Origin of the sequence: Tateyamaria rhodophyticola (assembly GCF_047777875.1) — a bacterium.
Taxonomy (GTDB): domain Bacteria; phylum Pseudomonadota; class Alphaproteobacteria; order Rhodobacterales; family Rhodobacteraceae; genus Tateyamaria.
The window spans coordinates 180,811-197,522 of record NZ_CP180519.1 but is presented as its reverse complement, the minus strand read 5'-3'; the positions used below and the strand labels follow the sequence as shown (position 1 = coordinate 197,522).

16 protein-coding genes are annotated in these 16,712 nt (G+C 63.0%); 8 read left to right on the top strand and 8 right to left on the bottom strand.

Annotated elements, in window-relative coordinates:
• The first annotated feature begins 12 nt into the window (after positions 1 to 12).
• On the top strand, positions 13 to 936 hold the full coding sequence (locus tag ACERHN_RS02290) for a hypothetical protein (protein ID WP_415921029.1): 924 nt from the start codon (positions 13 to 15) through the stop codon (positions 934 to 936).
• Here ACERHN_RS02290 and ACERHN_RS02285 read toward each other — a convergent pair.
• A complete protein-coding gene (locus tag ACERHN_RS02285; RefSeq protein WP_415921028.1) occupies positions 929 to 2,104 on the bottom strand; it encodes a dipeptidase in 1,176 nt (391 codons plus the stop codon). The two genes, ACERHN_RS02290 and ACERHN_RS02285, sit on opposite strands and share 8 nt — an antisense overlap.
• Before the next feature lie 87 nt (positions 2,105 to 2,191).
• On the opposite strand from ACERHN_RS02285, the gene ACERHN_RS02280 reads away from it, so the two are divergent.
• On the top strand, positions 2,192 to 3,163 hold the full coding sequence (locus tag ACERHN_RS02280; protein ID WP_415921027.1) for a Gfo/Idh/MocA family protein: 972 nt from the start codon (positions 2,192 to 2,194) through the stop codon (positions 3,161 to 3,163).
• A 111-nt stretch (positions 3,164 to 3,274) separates the two neighbouring features.
• The gene (locus ACERHN_RS02275; protein ID WP_415922787.1) at positions 3,275 to 4,066 is read left to right on the top strand and encodes a substrate-binding periplasmic protein; all 792 of its coding nucleotides are present in this window, start codon (positions 3,275 to 3,277) and stop codon (positions 4,064 to 4,066) included.
• Between the two features lie 15 nt (positions 4,067 to 4,081).
• Here ACERHN_RS02275 and ACERHN_RS02270 read toward each other — a convergent pair whose 3' ends face one another.
• The 6 genes from ACERHN_RS02270 to ACERHN_RS02245 all read right to left on the bottom strand — a co-directional run bounded on the left by ACERHN_RS02270 (position 4,082) and on the right by ACERHN_RS02245 (position 10,731).
• Entirely contained in the window at positions 4,082 to 5,902 is a 1,821-nt protein-coding gene (locus ACERHN_RS02270) for a M3 family oligoendopeptidase (protein WP_415921026.1), read from the bottom strand.
• A 120-nt stretch (positions 5,903 to 6,022) separates the two neighbouring features.
• Positions 6,023 to 6,844 carry an amidohydrolase family protein gene (locus ACERHN_RS02265; protein WP_415921025.1) on the bottom strand — a complete coding sequence of 274 codons (822 nt, stop codon included), beginning with the start codon at positions 6,842 to 6,844 and terminating at the stop codon, positions 6,023 to 6,025.
• 34 nt (positions 6,845 to 6,878) lie between these two features.
• Positions 6,879 to 8,471, bottom strand: coding sequence for an ATP-dependent DNA ligase (locus ACERHN_RS02260; protein ID WP_415921024.1), 1,593 nt, complete (start codon positions 8,469 to 8,471; stop codon positions 6,879 to 6,881).
• The gene (locus ACERHN_RS02255) at positions 8,468 to 9,463 is read right to left on the bottom strand and encodes a ligase-associated DNA damage response exonuclease (RefSeq protein WP_415921023.1); all 996 of its coding nucleotides are present in this window, start codon (positions 9,461 to 9,463) and stop codon (positions 8,468 to 8,470) included. Before ACERHN_RS02255 ends, ACERHN_RS02260 begins: the two co-directional genes overlap by 4 nt.
• A 28-nt stretch (positions 9,464 to 9,491) precedes the next feature.
• Positions 9,492 to 10,436: an alpha/beta fold hydrolase gene (locus tag ACERHN_RS02250; RefSeq protein ID WP_415921022.1), complete on the bottom strand. Its 945-nt coding sequence runs from the start codon at positions 10,434 to 10,436 to the stop codon at positions 9,492 to 9,494.
• 4 nt (positions 10,437 to 10,440) lie between these two features.
• Entirely contained in the window at positions 10,441 to 10,731 is a 291-nt protein-coding gene (locus ACERHN_RS02245) for an SCP2 sterol-binding domain-containing protein (protein ID WP_415921021.1), read from the bottom strand.
• 73 nt (positions 10,732 to 10,804) lie between these two features.
• Between ACERHN_RS02245 and ACERHN_RS02240 the strand changes: the two genes are divergently transcribed.
• From ACERHN_RS02240 to ACERHN_RS02220, 5 genes are all read left to right on the top strand, one after another.
• The gene (locus ACERHN_RS02240; protein ID WP_415921020.1) at positions 10,805 to 11,362 is read left to right on the top strand and encodes a tetratricopeptide repeat protein; all 558 of its coding nucleotides are present in this window, start codon (positions 10,805 to 10,807) and stop codon (positions 11,360 to 11,362) included.
• A gap of 21 nt (positions 11,363 to 11,383) precedes the next feature.
• On the top strand, positions 11,384 to 14,260 hold the full coding sequence (locus tag ACERHN_RS02235; RefSeq protein ID WP_415921019.1) for a helicase-related protein: 2,877 nt from the start codon (positions 11,384 to 11,386) through the stop codon (positions 14,258 to 14,260).
• Positions 14,261 to 14,647: an RNA-binding S4 domain-containing protein gene (locus tag ACERHN_RS02230; RefSeq protein ID WP_415921018.1), complete on the top strand. Its 387-nt coding sequence runs from the start codon at positions 14,261 to 14,263 to the stop codon at positions 14,645 to 14,647. It begins immediately after the preceding gene.
• Between the two features lie 52 nt (positions 14,648 to 14,699).
• Positions 14,700 to 15,035: a ferredoxin FdxA gene (gene fdxA, locus ACERHN_RS02225; RefSeq protein ID WP_415921017.1), complete on the top strand. Its 336-nt coding sequence runs from the start codon at positions 14,700 to 14,702 to the stop codon at positions 15,033 to 15,035.
• Positions 15,036 to 15,343: 308 nt separating this feature from the next.
• The gene (locus tag ACERHN_RS02220; protein ID WP_415921016.1) at positions 15,344 to 15,853 is read left to right on the top strand and encodes a CarD family transcriptional regulator; all 510 of its coding nucleotides are present in this window, start codon (positions 15,344 to 15,346) and stop codon (positions 15,851 to 15,853) included.
• A 58-nt stretch (positions 15,854 to 15,911) separates the two neighbouring features.
• On the opposite strand, the gene cobS is transcribed toward ACERHN_RS02220, so the two are convergent.
• Positions 15,912 to 16,658, bottom strand: coding sequence for an adenosylcobinamide-GDP ribazoletransferase (cobS, locus tag ACERHN_RS02215; RefSeq protein WP_415921015.1), 747 nt, complete (start codon positions 16,656 to 16,658; stop codon positions 15,912 to 15,914).
• Positions 16,659 to 16,712 lie beyond the last annotated feature (54 nt).

The following is a 16,712-nucleotide window of genomic DNA, read 5'->3' as shown; positions in this document are numbered from 1 at the left end:
CAGTGATGGGCCATGGCTCGTATCCATATCCATTTGCCCAAGGATCTGCTGCTGTACACCCCACCGGGCGGCACCGGGTTTTACAAGCGTCTGCACGCAGCGCTGATTGCGCGCGGGGACGACGTCGAATTCGTGCGCCGCATGTCGATCGTGGCGGGGCCGGACTTTGGCCCGGACGCATTTCACTTTGTGCATCAGGGCCTTGTGCGGCAGGCCAACGCGCTCAACACCGGGATCGCGTATATCCAGCCGTTCTGGTACGTGGATCGGAGCGGCATTTTTGGTGAAAGCGCCATCGGGGCGGAGGTGTTTGACCCCGCGGCGATTGACATGGAAGAGGCGCAGGCGTTCTTTGATCGGCTGTCGCGGCGTCTGATCGGGCGACGCCTCACCAAATATGCGCAGCCCGGTACATCGCCACGCATGCCTTCGGGCGCGGTCGCGGTGTTCCTGCAAGGATCCTCCATCCCGGTGCGGCGGGCACAGTTCATGTCCGAGACCCAGATGCTCGAGGCGATCGTCGAAGGCGTGCCGGACCGGACCATCCTGATCAAACCGCACCCGCGCAATGTCGACGCTGTGACGCTCCGCCATGCCCGGCGTCTGGCCAAGGCGCATACGCGCGTCAAGATCGTGGATGCGCATGTGCACGATATGCTGGCGGCGGCGGATGTAACCTGTTCAATCAGCTCAAGCGTGTCGATCGAGGGGTTTGTCCATGCAAAACCCGCGCTGCTCTTTGGCAAGACGGATTTCCACCACATCGCGCATGTCGTCGAGCAGCCGGGCGATGTGCCCGCCGCGCTGGACGCAGCCCTTGCCGACACGCCGCCCTATGCGGCGTTTCTTTACTGGTTCCTGCAAACGCGCTGCATCAACATGGGGCGGGACGATTGGTTCGACCGGATCACGGCACGGATGGCGGGCGCTACCTGAGCCGTTGGCGCAGAACCCGGACCATGTTGCCGCCCATCACCTTGGCGATGGTCGTGTCATCAAGGCCCGCCTCGCGCAGCGCATGGGTCAGCGTCGGCAAACCGGACGTGTCAAACGGTGTGCGCACCGAGCCGTCGAAATCAGACCCCAATGACACGTGATCCGCGCCGACCGTGGCGATGGCCTGCACGATCATCTCGGCAATGGCTTGCGGGTTGGCATCCCGGCACAACACGTCGCCCCAATATCCCAGCCCGATCACACCGCCCGAGGTCGCCACCGCCTGCATGATCTCGTCCTCGAAATTGCGCTGGACCGGGCAAAATCCGTGCAGGCCGGTATGTGTCACAACGACAGGCATGTCCGTCATGGCGATTACGTCCCAGGCGACGGCAGGGCTGGAATGCGCCAGGTCGAGCACCATGCCGCGCCCTTCGACCGCCCGCACAACGTCGCGGCCAAAGGCGGTCAGCCCCTGATTGCCAACCCCGTGGAGCGAGCCGCCCAGGGCGTTGTCAAAGAAATGGTGCAGCCCGATGATCCGGTGCCCCGCCGCTTCCAGCCGGTCGAGATTGCCAAGGTTTCCTTCGAGGGCATGCGCGCCTTCGATCCCCAGCAGGCCGCCCACGGTCTGCGCCCCTGCCGCACGGGCTTCGAGATGGGCGTCAAGTTCGGCCCGTGTGGTGATGACGGTGAGCCGGTCGGGCATGCGCGCGGCCACCTTGTGCAGGCGCTCAGCCTGATAAATCGCGCGCTCGGTCAGGGATGTCCACGTGCGCGGGGGCCACAGCTGACCAATGGCCAGGGGCGTGATGTTGTCGAACGTGTCCGCGCTGTTGCTGGTATAGTTTTGCCCCGCAGGCGATTTGGTCACGGCGGCAAAAACTTGCAACGCGACACCCCCCTCAATCAGGCGCGGGACGTCGACATGCCCGCGGTTGCCCCGCTTGCCGATGTCACGCTGCCAAAGCAGGCTGTCGGCGTGCCAGTCGCCCACGATCAACGTGTCGTGCAGCGCCTGAGCCGCGTCCGACACCGGATAGGGCCCGCCGGGGGCAATCGCGTTGCGGGACCGTTCGACATATCCCGGTGCAATCGCCAGAAACGCACCTACCGCCGCCACAACAAGTATGACCAGCACCAACAGCAATCGTTTGATCAAGCGCATTCCGGGTCCTCCCTGCGATCACCCTAGACAACCACGCGCGGATCGCGCCACCCTGACCCTGCGGCACGGATGCAAGGGAGCGCAGGCATGGAACCGGTGAAATGGGGTATTTTGGGCGCGGCCAAGTTCGCGCGCGCGTTCATGGGGCCGGCGATCCATGCCGCGCGCGGGGCGGAGCTTGTGGCGCTGGCCACGCGCGATCCGGCGAAGGCCACACCGTTTCAGGCGTTTTGCCCAGGCCTGCGCGTGCATCAGGAGTATGACGCCTTGCTGGCCGATCCCTGTATTGATGCCGTCTATATTCCGCTGCCCAACCACATGCATGTGGATTGGACATTGCGGGCGCTCGCGGCGGGCAAGCACGTGTTGTGCGAAAAGCCGATGACGCTTGAGGCGTCCCAGTTCGACGCCCTGATTGCCGCACGGGATGCGGCTGGCACGCTGGCCGCCGAGGCCTATATGATCGTGCACCATCCCCAATGGCAGCGCGTGCGCGACATGATCGCGGACGGCGCGATTGGCAAGGTGCGCCATGTCACCGGCGCGTTCGCCTTTGATAACCGTTCGGACACCGACAATATCCGCAACAAGGCGGAAACCGGTGGTGGCGGTCTGCGCGACATTGGCGTCTATGTCTTTGGTGCGGCGCGCTTTGTCCTGGGGCAGGAGGCCAGCGATGTGACTGCACGCATCACGTGGCAGGACGGGTTTGATACCTTTGCCGATGTGCAGGCGCGTTTGGGTGAGGCGACCTATTCCGCTTATGTCTCGATCCGCATGCACCCCTATCAGGAGATGTGCTTTCACGGCGAAACCGGGGTGATCCGGCTGACCGCGCCATTCAACGCGCGCGTGTTTGGTGAGGCGCGGATCGAATGGCACAAAGCGGATTTGACGGTCGAGACAATCCGCTTTCCGGCTGCGGATCACTATGTGCTGCAGGTCGAGGCGTTTTGCCAATCCGTGCGGGAGGGCAGCCCCTATGCCTGCCCGCTGGAATTTTCGCGCGGAACACAGGCGATGATGGACGCAGCGATGGCCGCTGGACGAGAGGCTTAATGCGCGGGAAACCACTTCGTGATTGGACGTGACGCGATTTAACGCCACATTAGGCCGTACATGATTGAACATCCCGTGACGTGAAATCACACACGAGAGGTCTTGAACACCGTGCAAAGCCAAGGCGTTATTCTTCTCACGGCCGCGATGGGGGCGCTGTTCTGGGGCGGCACTGCGGGCGCGGCCACGGACACGCATCTGCGGTTTTGTTACGATCCTTATCCGCCATACACGGACATTGCCGAAGACGCGTCGGTTCAAGGCCTCAAGGTTACGCTGCTGCAAGAGGTGGTGGCGCGGATTGACGGGGTCACGGCAGAGGTCGTTCTGCTGCCGTGGCAGCGCTGTCAGGTGCAGGCACGGTCGGGAGAAGTGGACGGTATTTTGCCGCTGTTTCAGAACGCCGAGCGGGACAGCTATCTGGCGTTCACGGATGGTACATATGACGAAACATCGGTGTTTTGGTATCACCGCGATGCCTATCCCGATGGTATCGATTGGTCGGGTGACCTGAACGAACTGGCGGACATGCAGCTTGGGATGCTCGAAGGCGGCCATATCGACACGGCCATGCAGGACGCGTTTACCGCGGTGCGCCCGATCGAGCGGACAGGGGCGGTGGAAGGGTTGTTCTACATGCTGCTGCACGACCGCGTGGACCTGGTTGCCACCGATCTGCAGGTGGGCCTGCATCACGCGGAGACAAACGCGCTGTCGGACCAGATCGGTTATGTCTCGCGGCCAATCACGACGCAGGTTGCGCGGTTCGGGCTGTCCCGCACCAGCGGCGCGGACCGGTATCTTGATCAGTTCAACGCCGCATTACGTACCCTAGCGGCCGAAGGCGAGATTGACCGCATTTTCGGTGTCATGGACATGCCGGACGGTGTGGCGGGGCAGTGATCCCCGCCCGAACGCTCAGTCTTCCATGGCTTCGAGATCGTCGATAAAGCCCGAAATCATGCTCAGGCCCTTGTCCCAAAATTTGGGATCGCTCGCATCGAGACCGAAGGGGGCAAGCAGTTCCTTGTGGTGCTTTGACCCGCCCGCGCGCAGCATGTCGAAATACTTGTCCTCGAACCCCGGCGCGCCCTCGGCGTAGACCGAGTAAAGCGCATTCACCAGCCCATCCCCGAACGCATAGGCGTAGACGTAGAACGGCGAATGCACGAAATGCGGGATATAGGCCCAGAATGTCTCGTACCCGTCCATGAATTCAAAGGCGGGCCCCAGCGATTCACCCTGCACGGACATCCACAACGCATTGATGTCTTCGGGTGTCAGCTCGCCGCCGCGCCGCGCCTCGTGCAGTTTGCATTCAAAGTCGTAAAACGCGATCTGGCGAACGACGGTGTTGATCATGTCTTCGACCTTGCCCGCCAGCAGAACCTTGCGCTGTGCCGGGGTTGCGGCGGTGTCGAGCATCTTGCGGAAGGTCAGCATTTCGCCAAAGACGGACGCGGTTTCCGCGAGGGTGAGCGGGGTCGATGACAGCATCTCACCCTGACCGGCGGCCAGCACCTGATGCACACCGTGGCCCAGTTCGTGGGCCAGCGTCATCACATCACGCGGTTTGCCCAGGTAATTCAGCATCACATAAGGGTGCACATCCGTGACGGTGGGATGGGCAAAGGCGCCCGGCGCCTTGCCCGGTTTCACACCTGCATCAATCCAGCCTTTGCGAAAAAACGGTTGGGCCAGGTCGCCCATGCGTGGATCGAACGCCGTGTAGGCGTCCATGACCGTGCGTTCGGCGTCCTCCCAGCTGACGATGCGGGGATCCTCAAGCGGCAGGGGCGCGTTGCGGTCCCACACCTGCATCACGTCAAGGCCGAGCCAGCGGCGTTTGAGGTCGTAATAGCGGTGGCTGAGCTTGGGGTAGGCGGCGACAACCGCGTTGCGCAGCGCCTCGACCACTTCGGGTTCGACCTGATTGCTCAGGTGCCGCCCGGTCTGGGCCGTGGGCATGCCGCGCCAGCGGTCCATGATCTCTTTTTCCTTGGCCTGCGTATTGTGCACGCGCGCGAAGGTCTTGATATTGCTTGAGAATACATCGGCAAGCGCATGTGCGCCGGCCTCACGCCTGGACCGATCCGCATCGGTGAGAAAGTTCAGCGTCGCCTCGATTCCCAGCTCCTCGCCGTTCACATCAAAGCTGAGGCCCGCGATGGTTTCGTCAAAAAGCCGTTCCCACGCATCGCCCACCACACCGAGATCATGCAGAAACTTCTCCATCTCGTCGGACAGCTGGTAGGGTTTCATGGCGCGGATCTTGTCAAAGATCGGCTTGTAGCGGGCAAGGTCTGCGTTCTGGTCCAGCAAGCCGTCGAGATGCGCGTCCTCCAGCCGGTTCAGTTCCAGCGTGAAAAAGACCAACGGCGTGGTGTAATTGGTGATCTTTTCCTGCGCGTCGGACATGAATTTGGCCCGGTCCGCGTCCGTTGTTACCTGATAGTAGCGCAGACCGGCATAGGACATGATCCGCCCGGCAATCTGGTTGATCCGCTCCTGCCGCTGGATGCAGGTCAGGAGCCCCGCGGCGTCCAGCGTGTCGAGCTTGCCCTCGTAATCGGTTGCAAAGCTCTGGCAGGCCTCTTCGAGCCAGTCGAGGTCACGTTTGAGTTCGGGGGCGTCTTCGCCAGTATAGAGGTCGTCGAGGTTCCATTCGGGCAGATCGCCCAAGGGCTGATCCCCGGCGGTGGCGTTTGCGTCGCGGACGGGGAAGGGAAGCTGGAACATCGGGGACCTCGTGATTGCTGTTGGGGCATAGGTATGGGGCGCGGCGGGTGGCGGCAAGGGTTTCGCCGCATGTGACATGCGGCGACCGGCCGGGGCTCTGCCCCGGACCCCGTGGTATTTTCAGCCAGAAGAAGAAAAGAGCGCGTCCGGGTTGGTGACGAAGATCTTGTGGCGCTCGGCGTCGGTGGTGATTTGGCTGACGATATCGGCGAGGTCAGCGGCGCGCGGCATGTGCGCATCGCCCAGCATGATGTGCGGCCAGTCGGACCCCCAGAGGATGTGATCGGGGTTGGCGTTGATCAGCTTGCGCATGAGGGGCTGTGTCTCTTCGATCTGGCGGGTGAGCCGGTAGGGGGCGGAGAGTTTGACGTGCACATGCCCGTCGGCCAGCAGGGCGCAGAGCGTGTCGATGGCGGGGTGGTTGGGATTGAGCGTCTGCGGCCAGCCGCAATGGTCGATCACCAGCGGCACCGGCAGCGCGCGTATGTCGTCGGCCAGTTCGGCGATATGCTGGTCCGCGTGCAGCAGCATCTGGATGTGCAGGCCATGATCGGCGAGGGCGGGGGCCATCGCCCTGGCGCCGTCCCAGCTGAGCACGCCGCCATGCACGTAGTTCAGCCGGACGGCGATGATGTTGCTGTCGGCAAAGTGACGGATGTCGTCGGTCGAGGCCGTGTCGGGCAGCAGACCCACGCCCTTGAACGCCGGACCCATGGCGCGGACAGCTGCCAGTGTCACGCTGTTGTCAGTGCCATATAGGATCGAGTGCACGATCAGGCCGCGCGTGCAGCCGAGGGCCTCCAGATGTGCGCGGTAAAGATCGATCCAGCCGTCGAAATCGATGCCCTCGGGTGGGTTTTCGACGCGGGAGGGAGACAGGGGATGCTCTGGCCCGCCCAGCAGGTGCACATGTGCGTCCCACGCGCCGCCGGGCAGGGGCATGCGGGGCCGTGTCGGCGGGAGGGGAGGTGCGGCGTTATCCATAGGTGCGCAACATGTCGTTCAAATCCTCCAGCGTGTTGGCGTCCTGTGCCGCCTTGTCGTGCCGCCACCGGCTCATCCTCGGGAACCTCAGGGCCACGCCGGATTTGTGGCGAGGCGAGGCCTGGATCCCTTCGAAGGCGATTTCGAACACGTGTTCCGGCGTCACGCTGCGCACCGGGCCGAACCTTTGCAACGTGTTTTTCTTGACCCAAGCCGTGATCTGGCGGAATTCCGCATCGGTGAGCCCGGAATAGGCCTTGGCGAAGGGCACGAGGTCGTTGCCTTTCCAGACCGCAAAGGTGAAATCGGTGAACAGGTTGGCGCGCCGCCCATGGCCCGATTGGGCATAGATCATCACCGCATCGATTGTGAGCGGATCCAGCTTCCATTTCCACCAATCGCCCTTCTTGCGACCGGTGAGATAGGGGCTGGCGCGGCGCTTGATCATGAGGCCTTCGGCCTGCGCATCGCGGGCGGTGCTGCGGGTGTCGGCAAGGGCCGTCCAGCTATCGAAGGGGACAAGCGGGGCCAGTTTGACCGGTGCATCACTGGGCAGATCGGCGCAGACCCGTTCCAGCATGGCGCGCCGTTCCACCAGTGGCGTCTGGCGCAAATCGGTGCCGCCCCATTCGAGCAGATCGTAGGCGTAGAGAATCACGGGCGCGTCCTGCAGCAGCTTTTTCGGGACGGTCTTGCGCCCGATGCGCGGTTGCAGGGCATTGAAGCTTTGCGGTTGGGTGTCACCCCAGGCGAGGATTTCGCCATCGAGCACCGTGCCGTCAGGAATGAAATCGCGGGCGCGGGCGAATTCGGGAAACCGGTCGGTCATCAGCTCTTCGCCGCGCGACCAGACGTAGTGCGCGCCGTCCCGCAAGATCAGCTGACCCCGGATGCCGTCCCATTTCCATTCCGCCTGCCAATCGCTGGGATCACCAAGGCTTTCGGGCGCGTCCTCGAGCGCATAGGCAAGGTAGAACGGATAGGGGCGCGAGGCGCTGGCGGCGGGATCGTCCGCTTCGATCAGGGCGTCCCAGGTGATGGTTGCGGGGTCCCAGTCGCCCATCAACCTGTGGGCCAGCTCGGCCTCGTCCTTGCCCGTGGCTTGCGCCAGCGCGCGGGTCATCAGTTTTTGCGAGATGCCGATGCGAAAGCCACCCGTGAGCAGCTTGTTGAACAAAAACCGTTGCGTTGGCGGGAGCTGATCCCACGCCTCGAGGACAAACGCCTTTTTGTCTTCATCGGTTGCATCCGAAAGCGCGCGCAATGCGTTGATCCAATGTGTTAAATCGTGATCGCTTTCCGAGGCTGCCGCAGGCAGGACAAGCGCGATTGTCTCGGCCAGATCGCCGACAATCGGATAGGCTTCTTCAAATAGCCAAAGGGGGATGGAAGCGACCTCTGCAGCCCATTCGCGCAACCGGGTCGTTGTGACGGCGCGTTTCGGCCGGCGGCCCGAAAAGAGCGCGATGGTCCAGACGCGGTCCGTGTCCGGTGCGTCCCGGAAATAGGATGCGAGGGCTGCGACCTTGACGGTGGTTTTGGTGGATTGGTCGATGGCCGCGAAAAGGGTGGCAAAACGCTTCATGCGGCCTCTTCTTCGTCGGTGCCGAATTCGGTCGGGATGACTTGGGCCGACCATCCGTTTTCATTGAGGTAGCGCGCAAAGATATCCGTATAACCATGCGTGACATATATGTTTTCCGCCTCTGTGGCACGAATGGCATCCAAGAGGCCGGGCCAGTCGGCGTGGTCGGAAATCACAAACCCACGGTCACTGGCACGGCGCCTCCGTATGCCGCGCAGCGCCATCCACCCGGAGGCGAACCCGGTTTCCTGCGGCCCGAATTTCCGGGACCATGCGGACCCCATGGCCGAGGGCGGGCACAGAACGATGGCGCCGGGGTGATCCTTGGGCGACAGGTCGGGCCCGGCCAACACGGTATCCGGCAAGGTCACGCCTTGCGCGCGCAGGACCGCGTTGGTGTTTTCGATTGCCGTGTGGGTGAGGATGGGCCCCTGACCTGGATCCAGAAGGGTCAGCAGCCGCTGTGCCTTGCCCAACGCGTAACACCCCAGAAAGGCGGTCTTGCCCGCGGCGGCGCAGGCGGCCCACCAGTCCGAAATCTCTGCCGCGATCGTCGCCTGCGGGCGCCAGCGGAAGACGGGCAGGCCAAAGGTGCTTTCCGTGATGAAATGATGGCATTTCACCGGCTCGAACGGGGTCGACAGGCCATCATCGACCACCTTGTAATCGCCAGAGGCCACCCAAACCTCGCCCGCGACCTCCACCCGGATTTGCGCCGATCCGGGCACGTGGCCTGCGGGGTGGAATGACACGGTTGCGCCGCCGATCTGGCGCGTCTCGCCATAGCCGATTGTGTCGAGCGGTATGTCCCCCAGCCTGTGACGCATCACCGGCGCGGCAAGGTCCGTGGCCAGATAGCTGCCCATGCCGGACCGCGCGTGATCGGCGTGCCCGTGGGTGATCAACGCACGCGGGACGAGGCGCCAGGGGTCGATGTAAAAATCGCCCGCCGCACAGTATATGCCGGAAGGGGTAAAGGTCAGCGCGCTCATAAACCGCAACCTAGCATGGCGCGAGGTCTTAGCCAGCCTTGGCAAAGACCTCCGTCATCGTGTCAAAGAGCCATGTGCGCGATGCGGCGTCTTCCATGATCACCTCATGTTCGGCCTCTTCGATCACATGCAGCGTGCCGCCCGGCCAGCGTGCCATGCGGTCGTGGATGCGCGGGACGTCCACAATCCGTTCATTGTCGCCGACAAAGGTCACGCAAGGCACATCCGGCGACGGACGCTGTGACAGCGCATAAGTGTCGTCGAGCGCATGGCGCAGCCATGTGACGCTGGGACCGCCAAGGGCCAGTTCGGGATGCGCCTGCAACTGGGATTTCATCATCTCCCACATCTCGGGATCACGGGTCAGGGTGTTGTCCTCAAACGGGGAGGCCAGCACGTAATGGGTGATGTTCGTGCCGGGGGCCAGCACGTTGCCAAGGCCCGCGGCCGGCATTGCGCGGCCAAGGCTCCACGCGACGGGGCGCAGATAGGGCGCCATCGCAATGCCCCACATCGGCCCGGTAAAGGCGGCGGCGACCACGGGCAGCCCTTCGTACAAGGCGCGCAAGCCGATGCTGCCGCCCATCGAGTGGCCCAACAGGTAAAGCGGTTCCGGCAGCGCCAGCGTCCGCGTCGCCATCAGGACGGCGGCCACGTCCTTCTGGAAGTCGTCAAAATCGTCGACATGACCGATACTTGTGTTCTGGAGCAGCCGGTCGGCCAGCCCCTGACCCCGCCAGTCGACTACCACGATCGCATAGCCACGTTGCGTCAGCTCGGTCGCCGCGACCCCGTATTTCTCGACATATTCGGTCCGCCCGCAAAACAGCAGCACCGTGCCCTTGGCCTCACGCTCCGGCGTCCAGACGCCGATGCGGATGCGCACACCGTCCGATGCACGCAACCAATAGGCCGCCCCCCCGGCGGGACCCGCACAGATGTCGGTATAGAGGGGGGCGTCCTGGAGGGTCATGAGATCAAGCAAGGACAGACGCAAGGCTCATCGCCATGCCCATATCGCCATCCACCTTCAGCTTGCCCGTCATGAAGGCAGAGGTGGGGTTGGTGTCGCCGTCAAGGATCGACTTGAATGTATCGGCATCCGCGCTCAGCGTGACATCCGCAGGCTCATCGCCGGCGCGCGCGCCATCTGCGTCCATCATGATCGCGCCTTCGCCTTCGATATCGAACTTGGCGGTGCCGGAGAAATTCGCGCCGGACAGCTTTTCGTTCAGAACGGCCACGGCCTCATTCACTGTGTCACTCATCTTTGATGCCTTTTTTCGCATTGGGGGCCGATCCCGTGTGGAATTTACGTGACGGCCTGTTACGTTATCCTTTATGGGCATCAGACTTCGCAAACTCTACCCTGTCGTCACGGCAGTTTTACTGACGGTGGGGAATTCCTTACCCGCGTCGGCACAATCCTCCGTGGATGAGATGCTGGCGCAGTTGCAATCCGCGGAACCTGCGGAGGCGGCGCGCCTGACGCGGGAAATCGAGCGGATATGGGAACTTTCGGGCTCCACGACCATCGACATGCTGCTGCGCCGGGGGCGTGAGGCGATGCAGGACGAGGATCTGGAGACCGCGATTGATCACCTCACGGCCGTCACGGATCATGCGCCGGAATTCGCCGAAGGCTGGCATGCGCGCGCCACCGCATATTACATGAAGGACCTCTACGGCCCCGCGCTCGATGATCTGCAAAAGGCGCTGACGCTCAATCCGCAAAACTACAATGCGATGTTCGGGCTGGGGATCATGTTGCAGGAGTTCGGTGACGATGTGCGGGCCGAACAGGCCTTTCGGCAAGTGTTGGACTTGCATCCGCATCACGAAAACGCCACCACTGCTCTGGACCAGCTGGAGAGCCGCGGGATTGGCCGCAAGCTCTGAGCCTTAAAGAGGGAAGCGCCCATGTCACAGGGCAGGGTGGTGGCCGTGCTCGGCCCCACCAACACGGGCAAAACCACCTATGCCATCGAACGGATGCTGGCGCATCGCACCGGGGTGATCGGATTGCCCCTGCGTCTCTTGGCGCGCGAGGTCTATGACCGCATCGTGGCGCTGCGCGGGCCGTCCGTGGTGGCGCTTGTCACGGGCGAAGAACGGATTGTGCCGCCGCGCACGCAATACTGGGTCTGCACGGTCGAGGCGATGCCCGAGGGCATGGGGTGCGATTTCCTGGCTGTCGATGAAATCCAGCTTTGTGCCGATCCCGAACGCGGCCACGTGTTTACCGACCGGCTGTTGCGGTCGCGCGGCCTGCACGAGACGCAGTTTCTGGGCGCCGACACGATGCGCGGTCCCATCGCGGCCCTGGTGCCCGAGGCGCAGTTCGTGCACCGCGAACGGATGAGCCAGTTGGTGCATTCAGGTCCGAAAAAGATAAGCCGCATGCGCCCGCGCAGCGCAATAGTGGGCTTTTCGGTTGATAATGTCTATGCCATCGCCGAGCTGATCCGACGCCAAAAGGGGGGTGCTGCGGTTGTGATGGGCGCGCTTTCCCCGCGCACGCGCAATGCGCAGGTGGAGATGTACCAGAACGGCGAGGTTGATTTTCTGGTGGCGACGGACGCCATCGGCATGGGCCTCAACCTCGATATCGACCACGTGGCGTTTTCGTCCCTGACAAAATTCGACGGGCGCCGCATGCGCCCGCTGGCCCCCAATGAACTGGCCCAGATTGCAGGCCGCGCAGGGCGTGGGCAAAAGGATGGCACCTTCGGCGTCACCGGCGATGTGCGCGCGCTTGATGATGGGGTGGCGCAGGCGATCATGGATCACCGCTTTACCCCGCTGAAAAAGCTGCAATGGCGCAATTCGGCGCTGCGTTTTGGCAGCATCGACGCGCTGATCACCTCGCTCGAGGCTGCGCCGCCGCGCGAGGAACTGGTGCGTGCGCGTGAGGCTGACGACGTCATGGCGCTGAAGTCTCTGGCTGACAGTGCAGAGATCACGGCGCGCTGCACCGACGGGCCGTCTGTGCGCCTGCTGTGGGACGTGTGCCGCGTGCCTGATTTTCGCGGGATCAGTCATCAGGAACATTCGGCGCTGCTGGACGTTATCTTTCGGTATCTGCACGAACGCGGGTCGATCCCCAACGATTGGCTGGCACGTCAGATCAACCGCATTGACCGCCAGGACGGTGACATCGATGCGATCTCGAAACGGTTGGCGTTTATCCGCACATGGACTTACGTCACGCAACGCAAGGGCTGGGTCGATGATGAAAGCCATTGGCGGGACGCAACCCGGCATGTAGAAGACCGATTGTCAGACGCGTTACACGCGAAACTGACGCAAAGATTTGTAGACCGGCGCACATCCGTTTTGTTGCGCCGGCTGGGCCAGAAGGAGGCCATCGTGGCCGAAGTAAATGATGCAGGTGAAGTGACGGTTGAGGGCGAATTCGTCGGCCGTCTCGATGGGTTCCGGTTCAGCCAGGACAAGGGCGCGGATGCGGCCGAGGCCAAGACGATCAAGTCTGCCGCTTTGCAGGCGCTGGCCCCCCATTTCCATCTGCGCGCCGACCGATTCTACAATGCGCCGGACACGGAGATTGATTTTACCGAACAGGGTGGCCTGATGTGGGGCAGTTCTGCGGTGGGCAAGCTGGTGCCGGGCGCGGACGCGCTGCGCCCGCAGGTCGAGGTGTTTGTGGATGATGTGGCGGGGCCCGAAGTTGCCCAAAAGGTGCAGCGCCGGTTGCAGCATTTCATTGACCGCAAGGCCGCGGCCCTGTTCGAGCCGCTGATCGCGATGCAGAAGGACGAGGCGCTGACCGGGCTGGCCAAGGGCTTTGCCTTTCAGATGGTCGAGGGTCTTGGCGTTCTGCCCCGCGCGACCGTGGCCGATGACGTCAAGGCGCTGGATCAGGATGCACGCGGCGCGCTGCGCAAGCATGGCATCCGGTTCGGGCAGTTCACGATCTTCATGCCTTTGCTGCTGAAGCCCGCGCCGACGCGCTTGCGTCTGGTGCTGTGGTCGCTGGCGCAAGGGCTGGACACGTTCCCGGAATCGCCTCCGCCCGGATTGGTGACGATCCCGGCCATGACGGACGCCCCGCGCGGTGCGGACACGATGGCGGGTTATCGGAACGCGGGCGACCGTGCGATCCGCATCGACATGCTGGAGCGGCTGGCTGACATGCTGCGCGCCGAAGATTCGCGCGGCGGGTTCGAGGCCAAGGCAGACATGCTGTCGATCACCGGCATGACGCTGGAACAGTTCGCGGGCCTGATGGAAGGGCTCGGCTACAAGGCAGAGCGCGGGACACGCGAAAAGGTCAAGCCGGTGGACACGGTCGTGTCCGGCACGCCGGAGGCCGACACACCGGTCATGGATGCGGGCGATACCGCACCTGCGACCGGGGCAGGGGATGCGCCCGGCCCGGCGGATGTGCCCGACGCGACGGCGGACATCGCGGAGACGGGTGTGGCACCCGTGCTCGCCGAACCTGCCGAGGCCGAAACGCCTGCCGTGCCAGAGAATTCAGAGACCGAGATTGACCCGGGAGCGGCCCCCGACGCAGCGACGGCGGACGTGGAAACCGAAGTCTTCTATACCTTCACCTGGGGTCGCAATGCTGGTGGCAACCGCCGTCCTCAGGGGGGGGGCAAACCGCGTGGCAAGGGCGCGCCTCAGGGTGGCAAACCCCGTGGCAAGGGCAAGCCCCAAGGCAAGGGCGGCAAGTCGCAGAACTTCTCTGCCCGCCCGCCCAAGAAGGAAAAAGCCATCGACCCCGACAACCCCTTTGCTGCGGCACTGATGGGGCTGAAGGACGGCAAGTGAATGGCCGAGGAGGCGGGCAAGCTGCGGCTGGACAAATGGCTTTGGTTTGCACGCTTTTTCAAGACACGCACGCTTGCGGCGACACGGGTCGCCGCAGGTGACGTTCGGATCAACGGCACGCGCGTAACCAAACGGTCCGTGACGGTCAGCCCCGGTGATGTCCTGACCTTTGCGATCGGAACACATGTGCGTGTGATCGAGGTGGCCGCCCTTGGCGTGCGCCGCGGTCCGGCGCCGGAGGCGCAGACGCTTTACGTTGATCGTTCTCCGCCGCGCCCGGTTCGCGAAACACCTGTTCCGCAAAACCCCGGTTACGAGGGAAAGGGCCGTCCAACCAAAAAGGACCGGCGGCAGGCTGACCTTTCCCGCACCCGCCATCTTGAATGACCGCGCGCGCTGGTCTAGCTAAGCGCTTGACCAAGCCGAGGACCGGACCCGCATGACCTATATCGTCAACGACAGTTGCATCGCCTGCAAATACACCGACTGCGTCGAAGTATGCCCGGTCGATTGCTTTTACGAAGGCGAGAACATGTTGGTGATCCATCCGGACGAATGCATCGATTGCGGTGTGTGCGAACCGGAATGCCCTGCCGACGCCATCCGGCCCGACACTGAGCCGGACATGGAAAAGTGGGTCGAGTTCAACCGCAAGTATTCCGAGATGTGGCCCGTCATCATCACCAAGAAGGATCCGCTGCCAAGCGCAGAGGAGATGGATGGCAAAGAGGGCAAGATGGAGCTGTTCTCCGAAGCGCCGGGCGAAGGCGGTTAACCTTTACGCGAATCGCTGGTGATCGGTTTCGTGCTGGATGAGCGGGTGAGAATCGCCGCCTAACGTGTTTGAATCGCTTGAAAATGTGTAAATTGCCCTTGCGTTAGCTTTCGGCGGTACCATTTTTGTGGTACGCTTTGTCTCACAACTGACATACGGAACCCGCCTTTCAATCGACCGCCCCAGCGGTGATTGAACCCGAATGTGCCCGATAACCGCACCGAGACGTGGCAATGCTTGCCTCGCCTGATGCGGTTTTGACTGTGAAAAACGGGGCCAGTACCGCGCGTCATGCAAGAGGATCAGGAATGACAAAAACCAAAAAGCTCGACTTCCGCCCGAATGAATTTGTGGTCTACCCGGCGCACGGCGTGGGTCAGATCGTGTCGATCGAAAGCCAGGAAGTTGCCGGTATCTCGCTCGAATTGTTCGTGATCTCGTTCGAGAAGGACAAGATGACGCTGCGCGTGCCAACCAACAAGGCGACCGAAATCGGGATGCGTGCATTGTCGAGCCCGGATGTCATAGCGCATGCGATGAAAACGCTCAAAGGCAAGGCCAAGGTGAAACGCGCCATGTGGTCCCGCCGGGCGCAGGAATATGAACAAAAGATCAACTCTGGCGATCTGATTGCCATTGCAGAAGTCGTGCGCGACCTGCACCGCACCGATGATCAGCGTGAACAGAGCTATTCCGAGCGGCAGCTGTATGAGGCGGCGCTGGAGCGTCTGACGCGCGAAGTGGCCGCAGTTTCCGGTGGGGACGAGACCGCAGCCGCCGAAGAGGTGGGCAGCGTGTTGATGAGCCGCGCCGCCTGATCCACGCCAGTGCTTTATGTCGCGTCCGAGCCATCGGGCGCGGCTTTTTTGTGGCGAATCAGTGTGTTGCGAAAACGAGCAGCACGGCGATTTCGACCACGATCTGTGTCGCCCCGAGGATATCGCCGGTCTGTCCGCCGATCTTGGTCCGGGCGAGCCAGGCCATCGCCCCCGTCGCAAGTGTCGCAATGATCAATGCAACACCCCCCATCGGTCCGGCCAGCAGGAATAGGCCAACCGCTGCGATTATGACTGCCGCACATACCGGGCCGAGCGTGGGTTTGCCCACGCTTTTTGACAGACCGCCATCCCGCGCGTGGGGCAGCGCATGCATCAAGGGCGGCATGGCCGCCCGCGACACGACCAAGGCAGCGACGATCTCTGCGATGCTCACCTCGGCATAGCCCAGCCACCGGAGGCCCATCGCCAACACCAACGCCAGCACCCCATATGTGCCGATGCGGCTGTCCTTCATGATCTCAAGCCGTCGCGCACGGTCGAGCCCGCCCCAGAGGCCATCGGCGCTGTCGGCGAGGCCGTCCTCGTGCATTGCGCCTGTCATCATCACAAGCGCTACCAGCACAATACCGGCCACCAGCATGTCCGGCAGCCCGACAAGGCCAAGCGCAGTGTAGAGAAGCGCGACCAGCCCGCCCAGCAGCAGACCGACCAGGGGATAGGCCCACACCGCCCGCGCGGCATTGGCAAAGGCGCGGTCCGGCAGGGGCGGCACCGGCAGGCGCGTCAGCAACACAAGTGCCGCGGGCAGGTCCCAGAACCAGATGTCGGAATTGCTGCGTGCCATGTCTCTGTATCGCCTTGCGGGTCGTTCCGCTTTGGGTAATGACCGGTAGAGACC

Coding starts and splice junctions, on each gene's coding strand:
- ACERHN_RS02290 (WP_415921029.1), top strand. CDS start 13: ATGGCTCGTATCCATATCCATTTGCCCAAGGATCTGCTGCTGTACACC.
- ACERHN_RS02285 (WP_415921028.1), bottom strand. CDS start 2,104: ATGCGCTTGATCAAACGATTGCTGTTGGTGCTGGTCATACTTGTTGTG.
- ACERHN_RS02280 (WP_415921027.1), top strand. CDS start 2,192: ATGGAACCGGTGAAATGGGGTATTTTGGGCGCGGCCAAGTTCGCGCGC.
- ACERHN_RS02270 (WP_415921026.1), bottom strand. CDS start 5,902: ATGTTCCAGCTTCCCTTCCCCGTCCGCGACGCAAACGCCACCGCCGGG.
- ACERHN_RS02265 (WP_415921025.1), bottom strand. CDS start 6,844: ATGCCCCTGCCCGGCGGCGCGTGGGACGCACATGTGCACCTGCTGGGC.
- ACERHN_RS02260 (WP_415921024.1), bottom strand. CDS start 8,471: ATGAAGCGTTTTGCCACCCTTTTCGCGGCCATCGACCAATCCACCAAA.
- ACERHN_RS02255 (WP_415921023.1), bottom strand. CDS start 9,463: ATGAGCGCGCTGACCTTTACCCCTTCCGGCATATACTGTGCGGCGGGC.
- ACERHN_RS02250 (WP_415921022.1), bottom strand. CDS start 10,436: ATGACCCTCCAGGACGCCCCCCTCTATACCGACATCTGTGCGGGTCCC.
- ACERHN_RS02245 (WP_415921021.1), bottom strand. CDS start 10,731: ATGAGTGACACAGTGAATGAGGCCGTGGCCGTTCTGAACGAAAAGCTG.
- ACERHN_RS02240 (WP_415921020.1), top strand. CDS start 10,805: ATGGGCATCAGACTTCGCAAACTCTACCCTGTCGTCACGGCAGTTTTA.
- ACERHN_RS02235 (WP_415921019.1), top strand. CDS start 11,384: ATGTCACAGGGCAGGGTGGTGGCCGTGCTCGGCCCCACCAACACGGGC.
- ACERHN_RS02230 (WP_415921018.1), top strand. CDS start 14,261: ATGGCCGAGGAGGCGGGCAAGCTGCGGCTGGACAAATGGCTTTGGTTT.
- fdxA (WP_415921017.1), top strand. CDS start 14,700: ATGACCTATATCGTCAACGACAGTTGCATCGCCTGCAAATACACCGAC.
- ACERHN_RS02220 (WP_415921016.1), top strand. CDS start 15,344: ATGACAAAAACCAAAAAGCTCGACTTCCGCCCGAATGAATTTGTGGTC.
- cobS (WP_415921015.1), bottom strand. CDS start 16,658: ATGGCACGCAGCAATTCCGACATCTGGTTCTGGGACCTGCCCGCGGCA.